Origin of the sequence: Streptomyces axinellae (assembly GCF_039532135.1) — a bacterium.
Lineage (GTDB): Bacteria > Actinomycetota > Actinomycetes > Streptomycetales > Streptomycetaceae > Streptomyces > Streptomyces axinellae.
On sequence record NZ_BAAARJ010000003.1, the window covers coordinates 216413 to 234619 of the forward strand.

15 protein-coding genes are annotated in these 18207 nt (G+C 71.0%); 2 read left to right on the forward strand and 13 right to left on the reverse strand.

Annotation, left to right across the window (positions count from 1 at the left end; translation table 11 throughout):
• The gene (locus ABD339_RS05500; protein ID WP_344562723.1) at positions 1-942 is read right to left on the reverse strand and encodes an RluA family pseudouridine synthase; all 942 of its coding nucleotides are present in this window, start codon (positions 940-942) and stop codon (positions 1-3) included.
• Between the two features lie 130 nt (positions 943-1072).
• Here ABD339_RS05500 and ABD339_RS05505 point away from each other — a divergent pair, with 130 nt between their 5' ends.
• Positions 1073-2404, forward strand: coding sequence for a metallopeptidase domain-containing protein (locus tag ABD339_RS05505; protein WP_344562725.1), 1332 nt, complete (start codon positions 1073-1075; stop codon positions 2402-2404).
• 75 nt (positions 2405-2479) lie between these two features.
• On the opposite strand, the gene lspA is transcribed toward ABD339_RS05505, so the two are convergent.
• Both lspA and ABD339_RS05515 read right to left on the reverse strand, forming a co-directional pair.
• A complete protein-coding gene (gene lspA / locus ABD339_RS05510) occupies positions 2480-3181 on the reverse strand; it encodes a signal peptidase II (RefSeq protein WP_344562727.1) in 702 nt (233 codons plus the stop codon).
• Between the two features lie 44 nt (positions 3182-3225).
• Positions 3226-4071 (reverse strand): TraR/DksA family transcriptional regulator, encoded by an 846-nt coding sequence (locus ABD339_RS05515; protein WP_344562729.1) that lies wholly within the window; start codon positions 4069-4071, stop codon positions 3226-3228.
• Between the two features lie 461 nt (positions 4072-4532).
• On the opposite strand from ABD339_RS05515, the gene ileS reads away from it, so the two are divergent.
• Complete coding sequence (gene ileS, locus ABD339_RS05520) at positions 4533-7661, forward strand: isoleucine--tRNA ligase (protein WP_344562731.1); 3129 nt, start codon at positions 4533-4535, stop codon at positions 7659-7661.
• Between the two features lie 173 nt (positions 7662-7834).
• Here the strand turns inward: ileS and ABD339_RS05525 are convergent, their stop codons facing one another.
• From ABD339_RS05525 to murD, 10 genes are all read right to left on the reverse strand, one after another.
• Positions 7835-9010, reverse strand: a complete 1176-nt coding sequence (locus ABD339_RS05525) for a DivIVA domain-containing protein (RefSeq protein ID WP_344562733.1) — start codon at positions 9008-9010, stop codon at positions 7835-7837.
• Between the two features lie 52 nt (positions 9011-9062).
• Entirely contained in the window at positions 9063-9347 is a 285-nt protein-coding gene (locus ABD339_RS05530) for a YggT family protein (RefSeq protein WP_344562735.1), read from the reverse strand.
• 63 nt (positions 9348-9410) lie between these two features.
• Positions 9411-10049, reverse strand: coding sequence for a cell division protein SepF (locus tag ABD339_RS05535; protein WP_344562737.1), 639 nt, complete (start codon positions 10047-10049; stop codon positions 9411-9413).
• Positions 10050-10186: 137 nt separating this feature from the next.
• Positions 10187-10933 carry a YggS family pyridoxal phosphate-dependent enzyme gene (locus ABD339_RS05540; RefSeq protein ID WP_344562739.1) on the reverse strand — a complete coding sequence of 249 codons (747 nt, stop codon included), beginning with the start codon at positions 10931-10933 and terminating at the stop codon, positions 10187-10189.
• A 6-nt stretch (positions 10934-10939) separates the two neighbouring features.
• Positions 10940-11671 (reverse strand): peptidoglycan editing factor PgeF, encoded by a 732-nt coding sequence (gene pgeF / locus ABD339_RS05545; RefSeq protein WP_344562741.1) that lies wholly within the window; start codon positions 11669-11671, stop codon positions 10940-10942.
• Between the two features lie 16 nt (positions 11672-11687).
• The gene (gene ftsZ / locus ABD339_RS05550) at positions 11688-12911 is read right to left on the reverse strand and encodes a cell division protein FtsZ (RefSeq protein ID WP_344562743.1); all 1224 of its coding nucleotides are present in this window, start codon (positions 12909-12911) and stop codon (positions 11688-11690) included.
• 342 nt (positions 12912-13253) lie between these two features.
• Positions 13254-14072 (reverse strand): cell division protein FtsQ/DivIB, encoded by an 819-nt coding sequence (locus ABD339_RS05555; RefSeq protein ID WP_425575904.1) that lies wholly within the window; start codon positions 14070-14072, stop codon positions 13254-13256.
• A gap of 101 nt (positions 14073-14173) precedes the next feature.
• Complete coding sequence (gene murG, locus ABD339_RS05560; protein ID WP_344562747.1) at positions 14174-15268, reverse strand: undecaprenyldiphospho-muramoylpentapeptide beta-N-acetylglucosaminyltransferase; 1095 nt, start codon at positions 15266-15268, stop codon at positions 14174-14176.
• 6 nt (positions 15269-15274) lie between these two features.
• Complete coding sequence (gene ftsW, locus ABD339_RS05565) at positions 15275-16675, reverse strand: putative lipid II flippase FtsW (protein ID WP_344562749.1); 1401 nt, start codon at positions 16673-16675, stop codon at positions 15275-15277.
• A gap of 50 nt (positions 16676-16725) precedes the next feature.
• The gene (gene murD, locus ABD339_RS05570; RefSeq protein WP_344563085.1) at positions 16726-18129 is read right to left on the reverse strand and encodes a UDP-N-acetylmuramoyl-L-alanine--D-glutamate ligase; all 1404 of its coding nucleotides are present in this window, start codon (positions 18127-18129) and stop codon (positions 16726-16728) included.
• Between the last annotated feature and the right edge of the window lie 78 nt (positions 18130-18207).

Sequence of the window (18207 nt, forward strand, 5' to 3'; positions counted from 1 at the left end):
TCAGGCGCTCTCCCCGCGCACCGTATCCAGCGCCCGCTGGAGATCCTGCGGGTAGGCGCTCTCGTACTCGACCCAGCTGCCGTCCCCGGGGTGTTCGAAGCCGAGCCGCATGGCGTGCAGCCACTGCCGCTCCAGCCCCAGCCGCTTGGCCAGCTTCGGATCGGCCCCGTAGGTGAGGTCCCCGACGCAGGGGTGGCGGTGCGCGGCCATGTGCACCCGGATCTGGTGGGTGCGGCCGGTCTCCAGCTTGATGTCGAGCAGGCTGGCGGCGCGGAACGCCTCGATCAGGTCGTAGTGGGTGACCGACGGCTTGCCCTCCGCGGTGACCGCCCACTTGTAGTCGTGCTGCGGGTGCCGCCCGATGGGCGCGTCGATGGTGCCGCTGAGCGGATCGGGGTGGCCCTGGACGAGCGCGTGGTAGCGCTTGTCCACGGTGCGCTCCCGGAACTGCTGCTTGAGCAGGGTGTAGGCCCGCTCGGACTTGGCGACGACCATCAGCCCCGAGGTGCCCACATCCAGTCGGTGCACGATGCCCTGGCGCTCGGCGGCGCCCGAGGTGGCGATGGCGTACCCGGCGGCGGCCAGCCCGCCGATGACGGTCGGCCCGCTCCAGCCGGGGCTGGGGTGGGCGGCCACCCCGACCGGTTTGACGATCACGACGATGTCGCCGTCGTCGTGCACGATCTCCATGCCCTCGACGGGCTCGGCCACGATCCGCACGGGCTGTGGCTGCCCCGGCATCTCGACCTCGATCCACGCGCCGCCCTGGACCCGGTCGGACTTGCCCGCGGGCTCCCCGTCCAGCAGCACCTTCCCGCCGGTGGCCAGTTCGGCCGCTTTGGTACGTGAAAAACCGAACATGCGGGCGAGTGCGGCATCGACGCGCTCGCCTTCAAGGCCGTCCGGTACGGGCAGGGTGCGGGTCTCAGGAAGCGTGCTCACCTGATCGAGTATGCCGGACGCACGCTTTCCGGCCTCACCCGCGCGGCCCACCCCGGAGTGCGACGCCCCCTCCCCCACCCGACGGTGTGACTACCCCCGGGGGGAGAGCCAGAGAGCGGAGGGACGCCGAATGACGCCGCGCCGAACACCGCAGGAGCCGCCGCGAGGCCCGCGCCACCGCTGCCCGCACCCCGCGCGGCGCCCCCGTCCGGCCCCGCCCGCCCGCCGCCCCACCACGCACAGCCCCGCCCTCGCCGTGGCCACCGCGCTGGCCACCGCCTGCCTCACCCTCGCGCCCGTCAACGTGGCGGCGGCCGAAGGCATAGCCGGCCCCTGCGCCATAGCCTCCGGCGCCGGCACCGACGAGGGCCCCATGAGCCCGGCCTACGTCCGCCCCCAGGGCCACAAGCGGGCGCTCATGCTGATGGTCGACTTCAGCGACCTGCCCGCCACCACCCGGGCCGCCGACCGCGCCGGCTTCTTCTCCGGCTACGGCGACCACTTCCTGAACCGGGCCTCCTTCGGCAAGTACCGCCTCGACATCCAGCCCAGCGACGACTGGATACGCATGCCGCGCCCCTGGACCTCCTACCGCATCAGCCGCGGCATCCCCACCAGCGTGATGCGCGGCTACGTGCGGGACGCGCTGGAGGCCGCCCAGCGGCAGGGCACCGACGTACGGGGCGCGGACTTGATCTTCGTCGTCGCCGACACCAACGTCCCCGCGCCGCCGACCGTCTCCCAGGCGCACACCTTCGAGGGGCTGCGCGCGGGCGGCACCCGGGTCGGCGGAGCGGCGCTGATATTCGGCCGCGCGGCCGACTCGGCCCTGTGGCAGCGCGGCAACTTCGTCCACGAGGCCAATCACCTCTACGGCCTCCCCGACCTCTACAACGTCGCCGAGGGCGCCTCGGTCGAGTACGCGGGCGGCTGGGACACCATGAGCATGGCCGGCATCTCCGACCTGCTCGGCTGGCACAAGTGGAAGTTCGGCTGGCTCTCCCGTACCAACGTCAGCTGCGTCACCGCACCGGGCAACACCGAGCACGCCCTCTCCCCGGTCAGCGCCGAAGGCGCGAACATCGCCGTCATCCGGACGGGCCGGCACCGCGCGATCGTCGCCGAGGCCCGCGCCCGCTCGGGGCTCGACCGGGACATCTGCGCGGAGGGAGTGCTCCTGTACACCGTCGATTCGCGCGTCCCCACAGGCGGAGGCCCGGTCCGCGTCGTGGATTCCCGGCCCCGCAGCAGCGGCGGCGCCGCGTGCGCCGACCGGCTGCCCGGCGAACTGGCCGAGATGTCGGACGCGCCGTTCGGCCCCGGCGAGAGCCACACCTTCCGGGACGGCGTCCACGTCGAGGTGGACCGCGGCGAGGGCGCCGGATACCGCGTCCGGGTCCACATGCCCGAGAAGCACCGCGCGGACGGCCGCCACTCGCCCGGAAACGCGGGCCGGGACTGAACCGGACGCCCGCCCGCCAGGCAGTCGCCCCCGAGCGGTTCCGGTGGATCAGTCCCGCTGGGGGATCAGTCCCGGTCAGTCCCGGTGGACGGTCCCGTCCGGGTCGAGGCCCCGGAAGGAGAGCAGCACGATCAGGATGCCGCCGCACACGATCGCCGAGTCCGCGAGGTTGAAGACCGCGAAGTGCTTGGGCGCGATGAAGTCGACCACCGCGCCCTGGAAGACACCCGGCGTGCGGAAGATCCGGTCGGCCAGGTTCCCGCAGGCACCCCCCAGCAGCAGCCCGAGCGCGATCGCCCACGGGGTGCTGTAGAGCTTGCGCGCGATCCGCGCGATCACGATGACGACGGCGGCGGCGATCGCCGTCAGCAAGATCGTCAGCGCTTCACCGAGGCCGAAGGCCGCCCCCGGATTGCGGATCACGTTGAGCCGCAGCCAGGAGCCCATCAGGTCGATCGGCGCGTGGTCCTCCAGCTGCGCGACGACGATCAGCTTGCTGACCAGGTCCAGCACGAACGCGAGACCGGCGACCGAGATCAGCACACTGATCCGGCGCCGCCTGCCCGCACCGGCCGCCGGTTCACCGGGCGCCGACTCACCGGCCCCCGGTCCGTCCGCGGCGGGTTCGCCGGTCGCCGGCTCGTCCGCCGCCTGTTCGTCCTCGGTCTGCGGACCGTCCCCGGCGCGCTCCCCCCCGGTGCCCTCGGCACCCGAAGTGCCGTCCTTGCCGTCCGCACCGTCATCGGGGGTGCCGATGGGCCGCTCCACCTCAGTCACGCCTTGAGGGTACGACACACCTGTACGGCATGGTTCACCGGCGGTCAGCGGCGCTCCTGCTTCTGCTTGCACTCGACGCACAGGGTGGCCCGGGGAAACGCCTGCATTCTGGCCTTTCCGATCGGATTGCCGCAGTTCTCGCACAGCCCGTAGGTGCCGGCATCCAGCCGCTCCAGCGCCCGTTCGGTCTGGTAGAGCATCTCGCGAGCGTTGGCGGCCAGCGCCATCTCGTGCTCCCGCGTGATGTTCTTGGTCCCGGTGTCGGCGTCGTCGTCCCCCGCGCCGTCTCCCGAGTCCCGCATCAGGCCGTTGAGGGCCTCCTCCGAGCTGGCGATCTCCGCACGGAGCCGTTCGACCTCCGCGTGCAGCCCCGCACGGGCCTCCTCGGCCTCTTCCGGAGTCCAGGGGTCCTCGCCCGGACGCACCGCCAGTTCACCGGCGGGCACCGGCTCTCCGGCGGTCCGCGCCGGGGGTACTGCCTCGGCCTTCGCCGCCGCCGGAGTCTTCTTCGCAGCCACCGTTTTGGCTCCCGTCGTCTTCTTCGCCGCTTTCCGCTTCCGGGGCGGCCTTGCCGTCTGTGACGCCGAGACCGCCTCCCGCACCTGCCCCGGCTCCGCCTCCCGGGCCGCCCCGCCGGACCCCGTCGCCCCTGCGGACGTCACGGCCCCCTCCACCCCGGCGACCTCCTCGGCCGGAGCCTTCCCGGCCGCCGTCTCTTTCGCCACCGCCTTCTTGGCCGGTGCCGCCTTGGGGGCGGTCTTCTTGCCCGGCGCCGCCTTGCCGGGGGCCTTCTTCGCTTCCGCGGCCTTGTGTGTGGTCTTCTTTTCCGCGGCCTTGTGTGTGGTCTTCTTTGCTGCCGTCTTCTTCGCGGCGCTCTCTCTCGCCACCATGACCGCGGCCCCTTCACATTTTGTGATCTTGCTCGCGAAACGTGTCCGGAACGATAAATCGACTTCAGGCGCTCGGCAACGGGGCACGCCGGTCTGCAAGCGTTGTGCCCCGCCCGGCCGCTCGAAAACCGCTCCGCCGCGCCCCGCGCAGCCCCGTACACTGGGGGCGGCGAGAGGCGTTGAAGGGGACGAGTAGCGTCCGTATGCGGCCATGAGCGACCCGGGGGCGGTGGAAGCCCGGGGGCGAGCGCGACGTGAAGATCACCCCCGAGCCGCCGGAAGAAAGCTCCCCCGAGCGAGTAGACCCGGCAGCGCTGTCCCAATGAGGGGGCGGAGGGCACGGCCCGCCGCCAAGGAGGGTGGTACCGCGGGGTCCGCTGCCGTCAGGGCAGCCGCCTCGTCCCTCCGACGGAAGACGAAGACCAGCCTCTTCTCGATGTCCGCCGGAGGAAGCCCCGACGATGCAATACAACCAGGTGCCCGCCCAGGTCGACCTGCCAGCGCTGGAGCGCGCGGTGCTCGACTTCTGGAGCGAGAGCAAGGTGTTCGCCCGCAGCCTCGAACAGTCCGAGGGCCGCCCCGAATGGGTCTTCTACGAGGGCCCCCCCACCGCCAACGGCATGCCCGGCGCCCACCACATCGAGGCCCGGGTCTTCAAGGACGTCTTCCCCCGTTTCCGCACCATGCGCGGCTACCACGTGGCGCGCAAGGCGGGCTGGGACTGCCACGGCCTCCCGGTGGAGCTGGCGGTCGAGAAGGAGCTGGGCTTCAACGGCAAGCAGGACATCGAGAACTACGGCATCGCGGAGTTCAACGCCAAGTGCCGCGAGTCGGTGACCCGGCACACCGACGCCTTCGCCGAGCTGACGACCCGCATGGGCTACTGGGTCGATCTGGACGACGCCTACCGCACGATGAACCCCGAGTACATCGAGTCGGTCTGGTGGTCGCTGAAGGAGATCTTCAACAAGGGCCTGCTCGTCCAGTCCCACCGCGTCGCCCCCTGGTGCCCCCGCTGCGGCACCGGCCTGTCCGACCACGAACTGGCGCAGGGCTACGAGACGGTCATCGACCCCTCCGTCTATGTGACGATGCCGCTGACCTCCGGCCCGCTGGCGGGCGAGGCGTCGCTGATGATCTGGACGACCACACCCTGGACCCTGGTCTCCAACCTCGCCGTGGCCGCGCACCCCGAGGTCACCTACGTGGTCGCCACCGACGGCACCGACAAGATCGTCGTCGCGGAGCCCCTGCTGGAGCAGGCGCTCGGCGAAGGCTGGCAGGCCACGGACCAGCGCTTCACCGGCGCCGAGATGAACGGCTGGACCTACCAGCGCCCCTTCGACCTGGTGGACATCCCCGGCGCCCACTTCGTCGTCAACGACACCTACGTCACCACCGAGGACGGCACCGGCATGGTGCACCTGGCGCCCTTCGGTGAGGACGACTTCCGGGTGGCCAGAGCCAACGGCATCGAAGCGGTCGTCCCCGTACGCCCCGACGGCACCTTCGAGGCCGACATCCCCCTCGTCGGCGGCCAGTTCTTCAAGAAGGCGGACGAAGCCCTCGTCGCCGACATGGACGCGCGCGGCATCCTCTTCCGGCACGTGGCCTACGAGCACAGCTACCCGCACTGCTGGCGCTGCCACACGGCCCTGATCTACTACCCGCAGCCTTCCTGGTACATCCGTACGACCCAGATCAAGGAAGCCCTCCTGCGGGAGAACGAGGCGACCAACTGGTTCCCCGACTCGGTCAAGCACGGCCGCTTCGGGGACTGGCTGCACAACAACGTGGACTGGGCCCTGAGCCGCAACCGCTTCTGGGGCACCCCGCTGCCCATCTGGCGCTGCGAGGACGGCCATCTCACCTGCGTGGGCTCCCGCGCCGAGCTGAGCGAGCTGACCGGCACCGACCAGTCCGGCCTGGACCCGCACCGCCCCTACATCGACGCGGTCACCTTCGGCTGCCCCCAGGACGGCTGCGAGCTGACGGCCCAGCGCGTCCCCGAGGTCATCGACGCCTGGTACGACTCGGGCTCGATGCCCTTCGCACAGTGGGGCTACCCGTACAAGAACAAGGAGCTGTTCGAGGGGCGCTACCCCGCCCAGTTCATCTCCGAGGCCATCGACCAGACCCGCGGCTGGTTCTACACGCTGATGGCGGTCGGCACCCTGGTCTTCGACAAGTCCTCCTTCGAGAACGTCGTCTGCCTGGGCCACATCCTCGCCGAGGACGGCCGCAAGATGTCCAAGCACCTGGGCAACATCCTGGAGCCCATTCCCCTCATGGAGCAGCACGGCGCCGACGCGGTGCGCTGGTTCATGGCCGCGGGCGGCTCCCCCTGGGCGGCCCGCCGGGTGGGCCACGGCACCATCCAGGAGGTCGTCCGCAAGACCCTGCTGACGTACTGGAACACGGTCGCCTTCCAGGCCCTCTACGCCCGTACGTCCGGCTGGGCCCCCTCCGAGTCCGACCCGGCGCCGGGCAAGCGCCCGCTGCTGGACCGCTGGCTGCTGAGCGAACTGCACGCCCTGGTCGACCAGGTCACCATCGCCCTGGACGGCTATGACACCCAGCGCGCCGGCAAGCTGCTGTCCACCTTCGTGGACGACCTGTCCAACTGGTACGTACGCCGCTCCCGCCGCCGCTTCTGGCAGGGCGACCCCGCCGCGCTGCGCACCCTGCACGAGGTGGTCGAGACGGTCACCAAACTGATGGCCCCGCTCACCCCGTTCATCACCGAGCGCGTGTGGCAGGACCTGATCGTTCCCGTCACCCCGGGCGCGCCCGACTCGGTCCACCTGTCCGCCTGGCCCGAGGCCGACCTCGGCAAGATCGACCCGGAGCTGTCCCAGGACATGCTGCTGGTGCGCCGCCTGGTCGAACTGGGCCGCGCGAGCCGTGCGGAATCCGGTGTCAAGACCCGGCAGCCGCTGACCCGCGCGCTGATCGCGGCCCAGGGGTTCGAGACCCTCTCCCCCGAGATGCGCACCCAGATCACCGAGGAGCTGAACGTCGCCGAGCTGGCCTCGCTCTCCGAGGTGGGAGGCTCGCTGGTGGACACCACGGCCAAGGGCAACTTCCGCGCGCTGGGCCGCCGCTTCGGCAAGAACACCCAGTCCGTCGCCAAGGCCATCGCCGAGGCGGACGCCGCGGCGCTGTCCATCGCCCTGCGCGAGGGCACCGCGTCGGTCGAGGTGGACGGCGGGACGGTGCCGCTCTCCCCCGAGGAGGTCATCATCACCGAAACGCCCCGCGAGGGCTGGTCGGTGGCCTCCGACCCGGGCGCCACGGTAGCCCTCGACCTGGAGATCACCCCCGAGCTGCGGCGTACCGGCCTGGCCCGGGACGTCATCCGCCTCATCCAGGAGGCCCGCAAGAACTCGGGCCTGGATGTGGCCGACCGCATCACGCTGCGCTGGCAGTCGGCGGACGAGGAGGTCTCCCAGGCCCTGAGCGAGCACGCGGCTCTCATCGCCGAGGAGGTCCTGGCAGCGGACTTCGCCCAGGGCGCCCCCGAAGAGCTGGCGGGGCCCACCTTCGAGGACGAGCCCCTCGCCTTGAAGTTCCGCCTCCGCAAGCAGTAGCGGGGCCGACGGCGCGGCAGGCCCAGCACCCCGAGCGGGCGCCGGGCGGGGGGCCCTTCACACCCCGCCCGGCCCCCGACGGGCGGGAGCGGAAGCGCGGAAGCCGAAAACGGGCCGGGCCCGAGAGCGAGAAGCTCTCGGGCCCGGCCCGTTGAACTGCGTCGGCGTCAGCGTCAGCTGTCGTCCTCGTCGATGAGGAAGCCCCGCATCGGCGAAGGCGCCTGCTGCGCCGGCTGCGGGCCGCCCTGGGGCCGCACCGGAGCCATCGGCTGCGTCATCGCGGGCGACATCTGCTGCTGCCCGCCATAGGACTGCTGCCCGCCCTGGGTGTGCGGAGCACCGGCAGGACCGCCGTGGCCGCCCATCGAGTGCCCGTTGCCACCCATCGACTGGTGCCCGCCCATGGTCCCGGCACCGGCACCCGCGGGAGCCGGTGCGCCGGCCGTGGCCATCGAGGGCGACGGCGGCAGCGAGGCGGTCGCGGGCGTCCGCGGCGGGGCCAACGAGTCGTCCGCCTGGTTCTCCAGCTGACGCAGCTGGCTCTCCAGGTAGGACTTCAGTCGCGTGCGGTACTCACGCTCGAAGCCGCGCAGGTCCTCGACCTTGCGCTCCAGCGTGGCGCGAGCGGACTCCAGCGAGCCCATCGCCACGCGGTGCTTCTCCTGTGCGTCCCGCTCCAGTGCGTCGGCCTTGGCCCGAGCGTCGCGCTCCAGGCCCTCGGCGCGGCTGCGTGCCTCGCCGACGATCTTGTTGGCCTCCGAACGGGCCTCCGCGATCGCCTGGTCGGCGGTCTGCTGCGCCAGCGACAGCACACGAGCGGCACTGTCGTTGTTCTGGCCGGGCATCTGGGGCGGACCGCCCTGCGGGCCGGGTCCACCGGGTCCACCGGGACCGCCAGGACCCATCGGACCACCCTGCTGCGGGTGGCCACCGGGAACCATCGGGCCGCCCTGCTGCGGGCCGGGCCCACCGGGGCCGCCAGGGCCACCGGGACCGGCGGGCAGCTGAGGCTGGCCACCGGGAAGCTGCGGCGGACCGCCCATGCCCTGCTGCTGGGGCGGGACGGGCTGCGGTCCGGATATGGCGGCGGGCACAGGGGCCCCGCCTTGCTGCTGCCGATCCTGATGAGGTTCAGGAGGCTTTCGCATCCCGCCTTGTTGCTGATTCTGTGCGGCTGCACGGGTCGCTGCTGCCAGCTTGGCACGCAGGTCCTCGTTCTCCCGCAGCAGACGGGTCAGCTCTGCTTCGACCTCATCGAGGAAGGCATCGACCTCGTCCTCGTCATAGCCTTCACGGAGACGGACGGTCGTGAACTGCTTGTTCCGCACGTCCTCGGGGGTCAGGGACATCTCTTCACCTCAACGTAAGTCGTCGGCATATCGGCAAGACCGTTCCGATCGTTCACAGCCAGCCCATGACGTTGATCAGGAGGTAGACAATGATCATGAGCACGAAGAAGGACAGGTCGAGCGCCACGCCCCCGAAGCGCAGCGGTGGGATGAACCGCCGCAGAAGCTTGAGTGGCGGATCGGTGACAGTGTAGGTGGCCTCCAGAACGACCACCATCGCCTTGCCGGGTTGCCATGAGCGGGCGAACTGAAAGACGTAGTCCATCACCAGCCGGAAGATCAGCACGAGCAGGAAGCAGTACAGCGCGACTTGGACCACGTCCAGTGCGGTTCTCATCTGCGCGTCCCTCTCCCCTGGGTGCCACGTGCGGCCTCACGGCCTGTTCCTCGGTCCTGCGTCTCAGCTCTGGTTGAAGAACCCGCCCTCTGCGATGCGGGCCTTGTCCTCCGCCGTGACATCGACGTTAGCAGGAGACAGCAGGAACACCTTCTGCGTCACCCGCTCGATACTGCCGTGCAAACCGAAGACCAGACCAGCCGCAAAGTCGACAAGTCGCTTCGCATCGGTGTCGTCCATCTCCGTCAGATTCATGATCACCGGAGTGCCCTCACGGAAGTGTTCCCCGATGGTACGGGCCTCGTTGTAGGTCCGAGGGTGCAGCGTGGTGATCCGATACGGCTCCCGCTCGGATACGACCTTGGGCATGATCACCGGCGCACTCTTCTCCACGTTCTGACGTTCAGGTGTGATGGATGACACCGGAGCAATTCTCCCGGCTCGTCCGCTTTCAGCAGCAACCGCGACAGCCGGCTCCTGCTCCCGCTCACGCTGCGCCGGGGGGTGAACGACCCTCACCGGCTCGTCGGGTTCGGTCTTCTGGAGGGAGTGGTGTGACTGTTCCGACGGGTATCGCCGTCGGTCCCGTTCGGGCTCCGGCTCGGGCTCGAACTCGTCGTCGGGGTCGAATCCCCGGCCGTCGTACCCATCGTCCTCCACGAGGCCGAGGTAGACCGCCATCTTGCGCATCGCGCCGGCCATTCTCTGCGTCCTCCGCTCTGTGGTGGATCGACTCCGTCACCGTCACCGGTGGCCCTGGATCCACGCAGCCTCTCCGACCGGCCGTTCCCGGCGGAAATGACCATATATTCTGCTGTGGTCCAACTTGCTTGGCGACGTTACCCGAGCCGGGGTCGGTCTCCGAGCACCGCGCTGCCGACGCGCACATGTGTCGCACCGGCCCGCACCGCCTCTTCCAGATCCGCGCTCATCCCAGCCGAGACCATGGTGGCAGCAGGATGCGCCGCTCGCAGGCTGGTTGAGATTTCCACCAGCCGCTCGAAAGCCTCGCCGGGACGGCCCGCGAGGGGCCCTTCCAGCGGAGCCACCGTCATCACTCCGTCCAGCCGCAGCCCTTGGGCATCTGCGACCGCCTCCGCGAGTGCCGCCACCCCGTCGGGCGCTGAACCACCCCGGGCCGCGACCGAACCTGACTCTGCGTCAAATGCCACCTGGATCAGGCATCCCAGTTCGCGTTCGGCGCGCAGCGCCGCGGCGGAGAGCGCCGAGACGAGCCGGACCCGGTCCACGGAGTGCACGAAATCGGCATAACCAGCAACGGAACGGGCTTTGTTGGTCTGGAGCTGTCCTACGAAGTGCCATGTGAGCGGCAGGTCCGCGCAGGCCGCCGCCTTGGGCGCGGCGTCCTGGTCCCGGTTCTCCGCGACGTGCCGCACCCCCAGCTCGGCCAGCAGCCGTACGTCACCGGCGGGGTAGGTCTTGGTGACCACGACGAGGGTCACATCCTCGCGCTTACGCCCCGCCGCGACGCAAGCGCTGCCGATGCGCTCCTCCACCCGGGCGAGGTTCTCGCTCAGCTCCGCCTTGCGAGCCGCCTCGGAGGGCTCGGGCACCGCTTCCGTCATCACGGCTCAATCCCCCTCGATCCAGACATAACTCGCAAGCCTCCCCGTCGTCTTGTCCCGCCGGTACGAGAAGTGATCACCCGATTCCAGGGTGCATACGGAAGACTGTTCCCATCTTGTGACACCCGCTTGGGCGAGCTGAGCGCGCACTCCAGCGGCCATGTCCACGGCCGGAGTGCCCTGCCGCGTCGTCGCGTACGCCTCGGGAACGGCGGCGGCGACCTCGGCTCGCATCTCCTCCGGCACCTCGTAGCACCGGCCGCACACAGCCGGGCCCAAACGGGCGACGATCCGCTCCGGACGGGCACCCAGTTTCGTCATGGCCTCCACCGTCGCGCCCGTCACCCCCGCCAGCACTCCGGGCCGCCCGGCATGCGCGGCGCCGGCGACGCCCGCGACCGGATCGGCCAGCAGCACCGGGGTGCAGTCGGCGGTGAGCACGGCGAGCGCGAGCCCGCGCCGCGCCGTGACCACCCCGTCCACCGCGGGTGCGTCGGCACCGAACGGAGCGTCCACGACGGCGACATCGCGCCCGTGGACCTGGTGCATCCACACCACCTCGTCGGGTGACAGCCCGAGCGCGTGCGCGCTGCGCTCCCGGTTGATCCGTACGGCCCCCGGGTCGTCGCCCACGGCCCCGCCCAGGTTCAGCTCCTCATACGGAGCGGCGCTCACCCCGCCCCACCTGTCGGTGAAGGCGAAGTGCGCGCCGCTGACCGTCTCTTGCCTCGCTATCACGTCGAAGGGCCCGGCATCACTTCAGGAAGTCCGGCACGTCCAGCTCCTCCGCCTGGCTGTCCGTGTAGGGGCGGGCCGGCGGCGGGACCTGCGGCGTGGTGGGCTGCGAGGGCACCTCGCCGACCGGCGAGGGCTCCGGGCGCAGCGGCTGGTCCTCCTCGCGGGGGGTGAGCGAACCCAGGCCGCCGAAGGAGGGCCGCTCGGGCTCCGGCTCGGCGGGCTCGTCCTTGTACGAGGAGGAAGCGGAGGGCGAGGTCGAACCGAGTGCCTTCTCGCCCTTCTTGGACGGCGGCTGCCCGCCGTCGAAGCCGGCGGCGATGACGGTGACCCGCACCTCGTCACCGAGTGCGTCGTCGATCACCGCGCCGAAGATGATGTTCGCCTCGGGGTGTGCGGCCTCGCTCACGAGCTGGGCGGCCTCGTTGATCTCGAACAGGCCGAGGTCCGAGCCGCCGGAGATGGACAACAGCACGCCGCGGGCCCCGTCGATGGACGCCTCCAGCAGCGGGGAGGAGATGGCCATCTCGGCCGCCGCCACCGCGCGGTCGTCGCCCCGGGCCGAGCCGATACCCATGAGCGCGGAGCCCGCCTCGGACATCACGGACTTGACGTCGGCGAAGTCGAGGTTGATGAGACCGGGGGTGGTGATGAGGTCGGTGATGCCCTGGACACCGGAGAGGAGCACCTGGTCCGCCGACTTGAACGCGTCGAGCACGCTCACCTGACGGTCCGAGATGGACAGCAGCCTGTCGTTCGGAATGACGATCAGGGTGTCGACCTCGTCGCGCAGGCCGGCGATGCCGTCCTCGGCCTGGTTGGCGCGGCGCCGCCCCTCGAAGGTGAACGGGCGGGTGACGACGCCGATCGTCAGGGCGCCGAGCGAGCGGGCGATGTTCGCCACGACCGGGGCGCCGCCGGTGCCGGTGCCGCCGCCCTCGCCTGCGGTCACGAAGACCATGTCGGCCCCCTTGAGGACCTCCTCGATCTCCTCGCGGTGATCCTCGGCGGCCTTGCGGCCGACATCCGGGTTCGCGCCGGCGCCGAGGCCGCGAGTCAGCTCGCGGCCCACATCGAGCTTGACGTCGGCGTCGCTCATCAACAGGGCTTGCGCGTCAGTGTTGATCGCGATGAACTCGACGCCCTTGAGACCGACCTCGATCATCCTGTTGATGGCATTCACGCCACCGCCGCCGATACCGACGACCTTGATGACTGCGAGGTAGTTCTGCGGTGCTGCCACGTCGAAGGCCTCTCGCCTCGAGTTACGTATCCCTGTGGGGCGGTTCGAACGCCGACCCGAACCCTAAGTCCGAAGTTTAGGGTTACCAGTGCCTGTCTTACTTGGACTCTTCGGAACGGACACTAAGTCGACAAGTGGTGGGTGTTCAACGAACACGCCGAACCTCCCGTTTTTCTTTTCACCCTATGTGATCAGGCCAAGCAGTAGCCATCCAGGGTGCTCACCAGCACGTATGCGCGTCAACTGACGCGGCCCGGCCAAATGGTGAGAGCACCCCAACGCCGGGCGCGGGGCCGCGGCGCGCGGCTGACCTCCGCCGGAAGTCAGCCGGAAGACGCGCGGTCAACTGTCCGACGCGGCCGGGGCGCTGGGGACGCTCACGTCGAAGTGCTCGGCGTCCTCGGCCGCTTTCATCAAGGCGGTGAGGCTCTTGGCCTTCGCCTTGCCTCGCTCCGCACTCCCCCATCGCACCTCGCGCTCCCCGGTCAGCTCCATCGTGATGTTGTCATAGGAACGGACCCGGACGGTGCGGGTGTCCCGGCGTACGGAATGCGGGAGCGCCGCCGTCGCGCGTACGGCTTCTCTGCGAAGCCGGGCCGGGGAGAAGTGTGCCGCCGCGTCCGGGCCGCCCTGTTCCAGCACCAGAAGCGGAACCGTCTTCGGGAGCTTCGCGACCGTGGCGAACCGCACGCCCTCCGAGTCCAGTTCGAGGTATTTTCCGGCGCTCTCCATGGCGAGTTGTGGGCGCCTTTCGGTCACATTGAGCGCGATTTCGTGCGGCCAGGAGCGTTCCGCCCGCACCTCGCGCACGCGCGGCAGCGCGGCGCGCACGCGGCGTTCCGCTTCCGCCGTGTCCACCGTCACAAGCGGAGCGCCCTCGGGGACGGCGGCGGCGCGCACGATCTCCCTCTTGTGCAGCACGCGGTTGCCCTCGACCCCGACCTGCTCCACCCGCAGCCAGGGTGAGCCGTACAGCGCCCAGGTGCCGAAGCCGCCGAGGAGGGCGGCCAGGACGAGGACGAGCAGCACGGCGAGCCGGCGCGGCAGCCGGGGGCGGCGCACCTCCTGGCCGTCGCCGGGCGGCGGGTCACCGGGCCCGCTGCGGGCGTTCGGGCGCCCGCCCCGGCCGGTGGTGCGCTGCGGTCCCGCGGCTCCGTCCATCTCGGCCGCCTCGGCCGCCTCGGCCCTGCCAGCAGCTTTGACGCCTCTTGCCACGGGACCACCCTGCTCTCTCTCCGCCGCCGCTGCGCGCCCGCGCCGGGTCAGCCCTGGCGGCGTGCGGCGATCGCCTCGTACACCATGCCGACCAGCAGCTCGTCGGCGTCCGGGCGGCCGAACTCGGCTGCCGCTCGCGACATGCCCATCAGCCGCTGCGGGTCGGCGAGGACCGGGAGCACGTTGCTCTGGATCCACTCCGGCGTCAGCTCCGCGTCATCGACGAGCAGTCCGCCGCCCGCCTTGACGACCGGCTGGGCGTTCAGCCGCTGTTCGCCGTTGCCGATGGGCAGCGGGACGTAGGCGGCGGGCAGCCCGACGGCCGACAGCTCCGCGACGGTCATCGCGCCCGCACGGCAGAGCATCATGTCGGCCGCGGCGTACGCGAGGTCCATCCGGTCCACATAAGGTACCGGCACATACGGTGGCATTCCGGGCATGTGGTCCACGTGGGGGAGTTCGTTCTTGGGACCGACGGCGTGCAGGATCTGGATCCCGGCGCGCTGGAGGTGCGGAACGGACTGCTGGACGACCTCGTTGAGCCGCCGCGCCCCCTGCGAGCCGCCCGAGACGAGCAGCGTCGGCAGGTTCGGGGAGAGCCCGAACGTGGCGCGCGCCTCGGGGCGTACGGCACCGCGGTTGAGCGTCGCGATGGCGCGGCGCAGCGGGATGCCGATGTAACGGGCGCCGCGCAGCTTGCTGTCGGGGGTGGAGACCGCCACGGTGTCCGCGTAGCGGGAGCCGATCTTGTTGGCGAGGCCGGGGCGGGCGTTGGCCTCGTGGATCACGATGGGCACCCCCACGCGCTTGGCCGCCAGGTAGGCGGGCAGCGCCACGTAGCCGCCGAAGCCGACCACGACGTCCGCCTTGGTGCGCTCCAGTACCTGCTCGGCCGCTTTGATGGTGCCGCGCAGCCGACCGGGCACGGTGATCAGCTCGGGTGTGGGCTTACGGGGCAGTGGGACTGCTGGGATCAGCTCCAGTTCGTAGCCGCGCTCCGGCACGAGTCGCGTCTCCAGTCCGCGCTCCGTACCGAGCGCCGTGATCCCCACGGTCGGGTCCTGCCTGCGCAGGGCGTCCGCGAGGGCGAGCGCGGGCTCGATATGGCCGGCGGTCCCCCCACCGGCGAGTACGACGTGCACGCTGATTCACCGCTCTCCGGACGGCGGCCGTGAAGCGCGCCGTCTCATCGTCTTCTCTCTCTTCCGGCGGGGGGTGCCCCCCGGGATTCGCAGCACCCCTGCCAGCCCTCCCCGTGACGTGCGCTGCCGCAGGGCGGGCTGCCGCACGGCCAGTGCAGCGCGCGCCGCCGGGTCGCTGCGCGCGAAGGCGATCAGCAGTCCGACAGCGAACATCGTCGGCAGCAGGGCGGATCCTCCGTAGGAGAACAGCGGGAGCGGGACCCCGGCGATCGGCAGCAGGCCGAGCACCGCACCTACGTTGATCACTGCCTGGGCAATGATCCAGGTGGTCACGCCTCCCGCGGCATACCTCACGAAGGGGTCCTCCGTGCGTCCGGCCACGCGGATACCCGCATAGCCTAGAGCCGCGAAGAGAGTGAGCACCGACAGAGTCCCCGCCAGACCGAGTTCCTCCCCGGTCACGGCGAAGATGAAGTCGGTATGCGGTTCGGGGAGTTGGCCCCATTTTTCCACACTCGCGCCGAGCCCGGAACCGAACCAGCCTCCCGAGGCCAGCGCGTAGATGCCGTGCACGGCCTGCCAGCACTGGTCGTCGGGGCCGGGGTCGGTGGCACCGATGCAGCCGAGGCGGGCCATCCGGTTCGGGTTGGATGTGACGAGAAACGCACCCACGGTCAACGCCACCGCGAGCACGCCGGTGAACAGCCGGGTGGGCGCGCCCGCCAGCCACAGCAGTCCGAAGAGGACGGCCGTGAGGATGATGGCGGTGCCCATGTCACCGCCCAGCATGATCAGCCCGAGCAGCAGGAGCGCCATGGGCACCAGCGGCACCAGCATGTGCTTCCACTGCGTGAGCATCCTCTTGTCGCTCTTGCGGGCGAGCAGGTCGGCGCCCCACAGGACGAGCGCGAGCTTGGCGAACTCGCTGGGCTGGAGCTGGAAGGGGCCGCCCAAGTAGATCCAGTTCCGGTTGCCGTTCACCTCCTGCCCCAGACCGGGGACCTGGACCAGGCACATCAGGAAGATGGAGACGATCAGCAGCGGATAGGCCAGCGCCCGGTGCAGCCGTACGGGCATCCGTGCGGCGGCGAACAGCAAGGCGGTACCCAAGACGGCGGCCACCAGCTGTTTGCGGAAGAAGTAGGTGGAGGCCAGGCCCGACTGGAGGGCCTGGATCTGCGAGGCGGAGAAGACCATCACCAGGCCGAGCACGGTGATGAGCAGACTGCCGCCGAGAATCAGGTAATAGGCCGTCAGCGGGCGGTCCCAGGTGCGCCGGGCGCGCTCGAAGAAGAGCCGCGGTCCGGAGGGGCCCCGAGGCGTACTGGGGCGCCGGGGCGGACGCACGGGCGCGGGCTGGGCGCCCGCGCGCCGTGCTGTGGGCGGTTTGGCGGAACGCGCCGTCATCCGTTTCCCCTCCGTCTCACCCGCGTCCTCGGTCGGCGGGGACTGCGGGGCTACTCCTCGCTGTGGCCTTCGGCGGACGCGAGTGCCCGGACCGCCTCGGCGAACGCGTCGCCCCGCGCGTTGTAGTTGACGAACATGTCCATCGAGGCGCACGCGGGGGCAAGCAGTACGGTATCTCCCGGACGCGCCAGGGATTTCGCCGCGCGGACGGCCTCCGCCATCGCCCCAGTGTCCGTGCGCTCCAGGTCGGTCACCGGCACATCGGGGGCGTGTCGCGCCAGCGCTTCCCTGATCAGGTGCCGGTCGGCGCCCATCAGTACGGCGCCGCGCAGCCGCGGGGCCGAGGCGGCGACCAGTTCGTCGAAGGCCGCGCCCTTGGCGAGGCCGCCCGCGATCCACACGATCGGGTCGTAGGCGGCGAGGGAGGCTTCGGCCGCGTGGGTGTTGGTGGCCTTGGAGTCGTCCACCCACGCGATGCCGCCGGTGTCGGCGACGTGGGTGATGCGGTGGGCGTCCGGGGTGAAGGCCCGCAGCCCGTCGCGTACGGCCGTGGCCGGGACGCCGAAGGCGCGGGCGAGGGCCGCCGCCGCCAGGGCGTTGGCGATGTTGTGCGGGGCCGCCGGGTGGATGTCGCCGGTCTCGGCCAGCTCCTGGGCCTGCTGGTGCCGGTTGGGCACGAAGGCGCGGTCCACCAGTACGCCCTCCACCACGCCGAGTTGGGAGGGGGCGGGGGCGCCGAGGGTGAAGCCGATGGCGCGGGCGCCCTCGGCGACGTCGGCCGCGCGTACCAGGTCCTCGGTGCGCGGACCGGCGCCCGCCTGGGACGGGGACTCGTCCGCGTTGTAGACGCAGGCGACCTGGTTGCCCTCGTAGATGCGGCCCTTGTCGGCGGCGTACGCCTCCATGGAGCCGTGCCAGTCGAGGTGGTCGGGGGCGAGGTTGAGCACGACCGCGGAGTGGGGGCGCAGGCTGGGGGCCCAGTGCAGCTGGTAGCTGGACAGCTCGACGGCGAGCACGTCGAGCCCGTCATAGGGCTCCTGCTCCAGGACGACATCGATGAGGGAGACGCCGATGTTGCCGACGGCCGCCGTGCGCAATCCGGCCGCGCGCAGGATGCTCGCGAGCATCTGGACGGTGGTGGTCTTGCCGTTGGTGCCGGTCACCGCGAGCCAGGGCGGGCTGTCGGGGCCGCGCAGCCGCCACGCCAGCTCGACATCGCCCCACACGGGCACGCCCGCACGCCCGGCCGCCTCGAACAGGGGGCTGCCGGGCTTGAAGCCGGGGGTGGTGACGACCAGCTCGGTGCCCTCGGGCAGGGTGCGGTCGTCGCCGAGGCGCACCGTGATCCCCAGGGCTTCCAGCTCGGCTGCCTGGCGGCGCGGGCCCTCGCCGTCACCGCCGTTGACGACCGTGACGCGGGCGCCGAGGCCGTGCAGCGCCCTGGCCGCCGGCATCCCGCTGACACCGAGCCCGGCGACGGTCACCCGGCGGCCGGCGAGACCCTTGGCCGCCTCGGCGGCGTTCCGGAAGTC

Excerpts from the sequence above, each read along its gene's own strand:
- ABD339_RS05505 (WP_344562725.1), top strand. The coding sequence starts at position 1,073 with ATGACGCCGCGCCGAACACCGCAGGAGCCGCCGCGAGGCCCGCGCCAC.
- ABD339_RS05515 (WP_344562729.1), bottom strand. The coding sequence starts at position 4,071 with ATGGTGGCGAGAGAGAGCGCCGCGAAGAAGACGGCAGCAAAGAAGACC.
- ileS (WP_344562731.1), top strand. The coding sequence starts at position 4,533 with ATGCAATACAACCAGGTGCCCGCCCAGGTCGACCTGCCAGCGCTGGAG.
- ABD339_RS05525 (WP_344562733.1), bottom strand. The coding sequence starts at position 9,010 with ATGTCCCTGACCCCCGAGGACGTGCGGAACAAGCAGTTCACGACCGTC.
- ABD339_RS05530 (WP_344562735.1), bottom strand. The coding sequence starts at position 9,347 with ATGAGAACCGCACTGGACGTGGTCCAAGTCGCGCTGTACTGCTTCCTG.
- ABD339_RS05535 (WP_344562737.1), bottom strand. The coding sequence starts at position 10,049 with ATGGCCGGCGCGATGCGCAAGATGGCGGTCTACCTCGGCCTCGTGGAG.
- ABD339_RS05540 (WP_344562739.1), bottom strand. The coding sequence starts at position 10,933 with ATGACGGAAGCGGTGCCCGAGCCCTCCGAGGCGGCTCGCAAGGCGGAG.
- ABD339_RS05555 (WP_425575904.1), bottom strand. The coding sequence starts at position 14,072 with ATGGACGGAGCCGCGGGACCGCAGCGCACCACCGGCCGGGGCGGGCGC.
- ftsW (WP_344562749.1), bottom strand. The coding sequence starts at position 16,675 with ATGACGGCGCGTTCCGCCAAACCGCCCACAGCACGGCGCGCGGGCGCC.
- murD (WP_344563085.1), bottom strand. The coding sequence starts at position 18,129 with ATGCCGGCGGCCAGGGCGCTGCACGGCCTCGGCGCCCGCGTCACGGTC.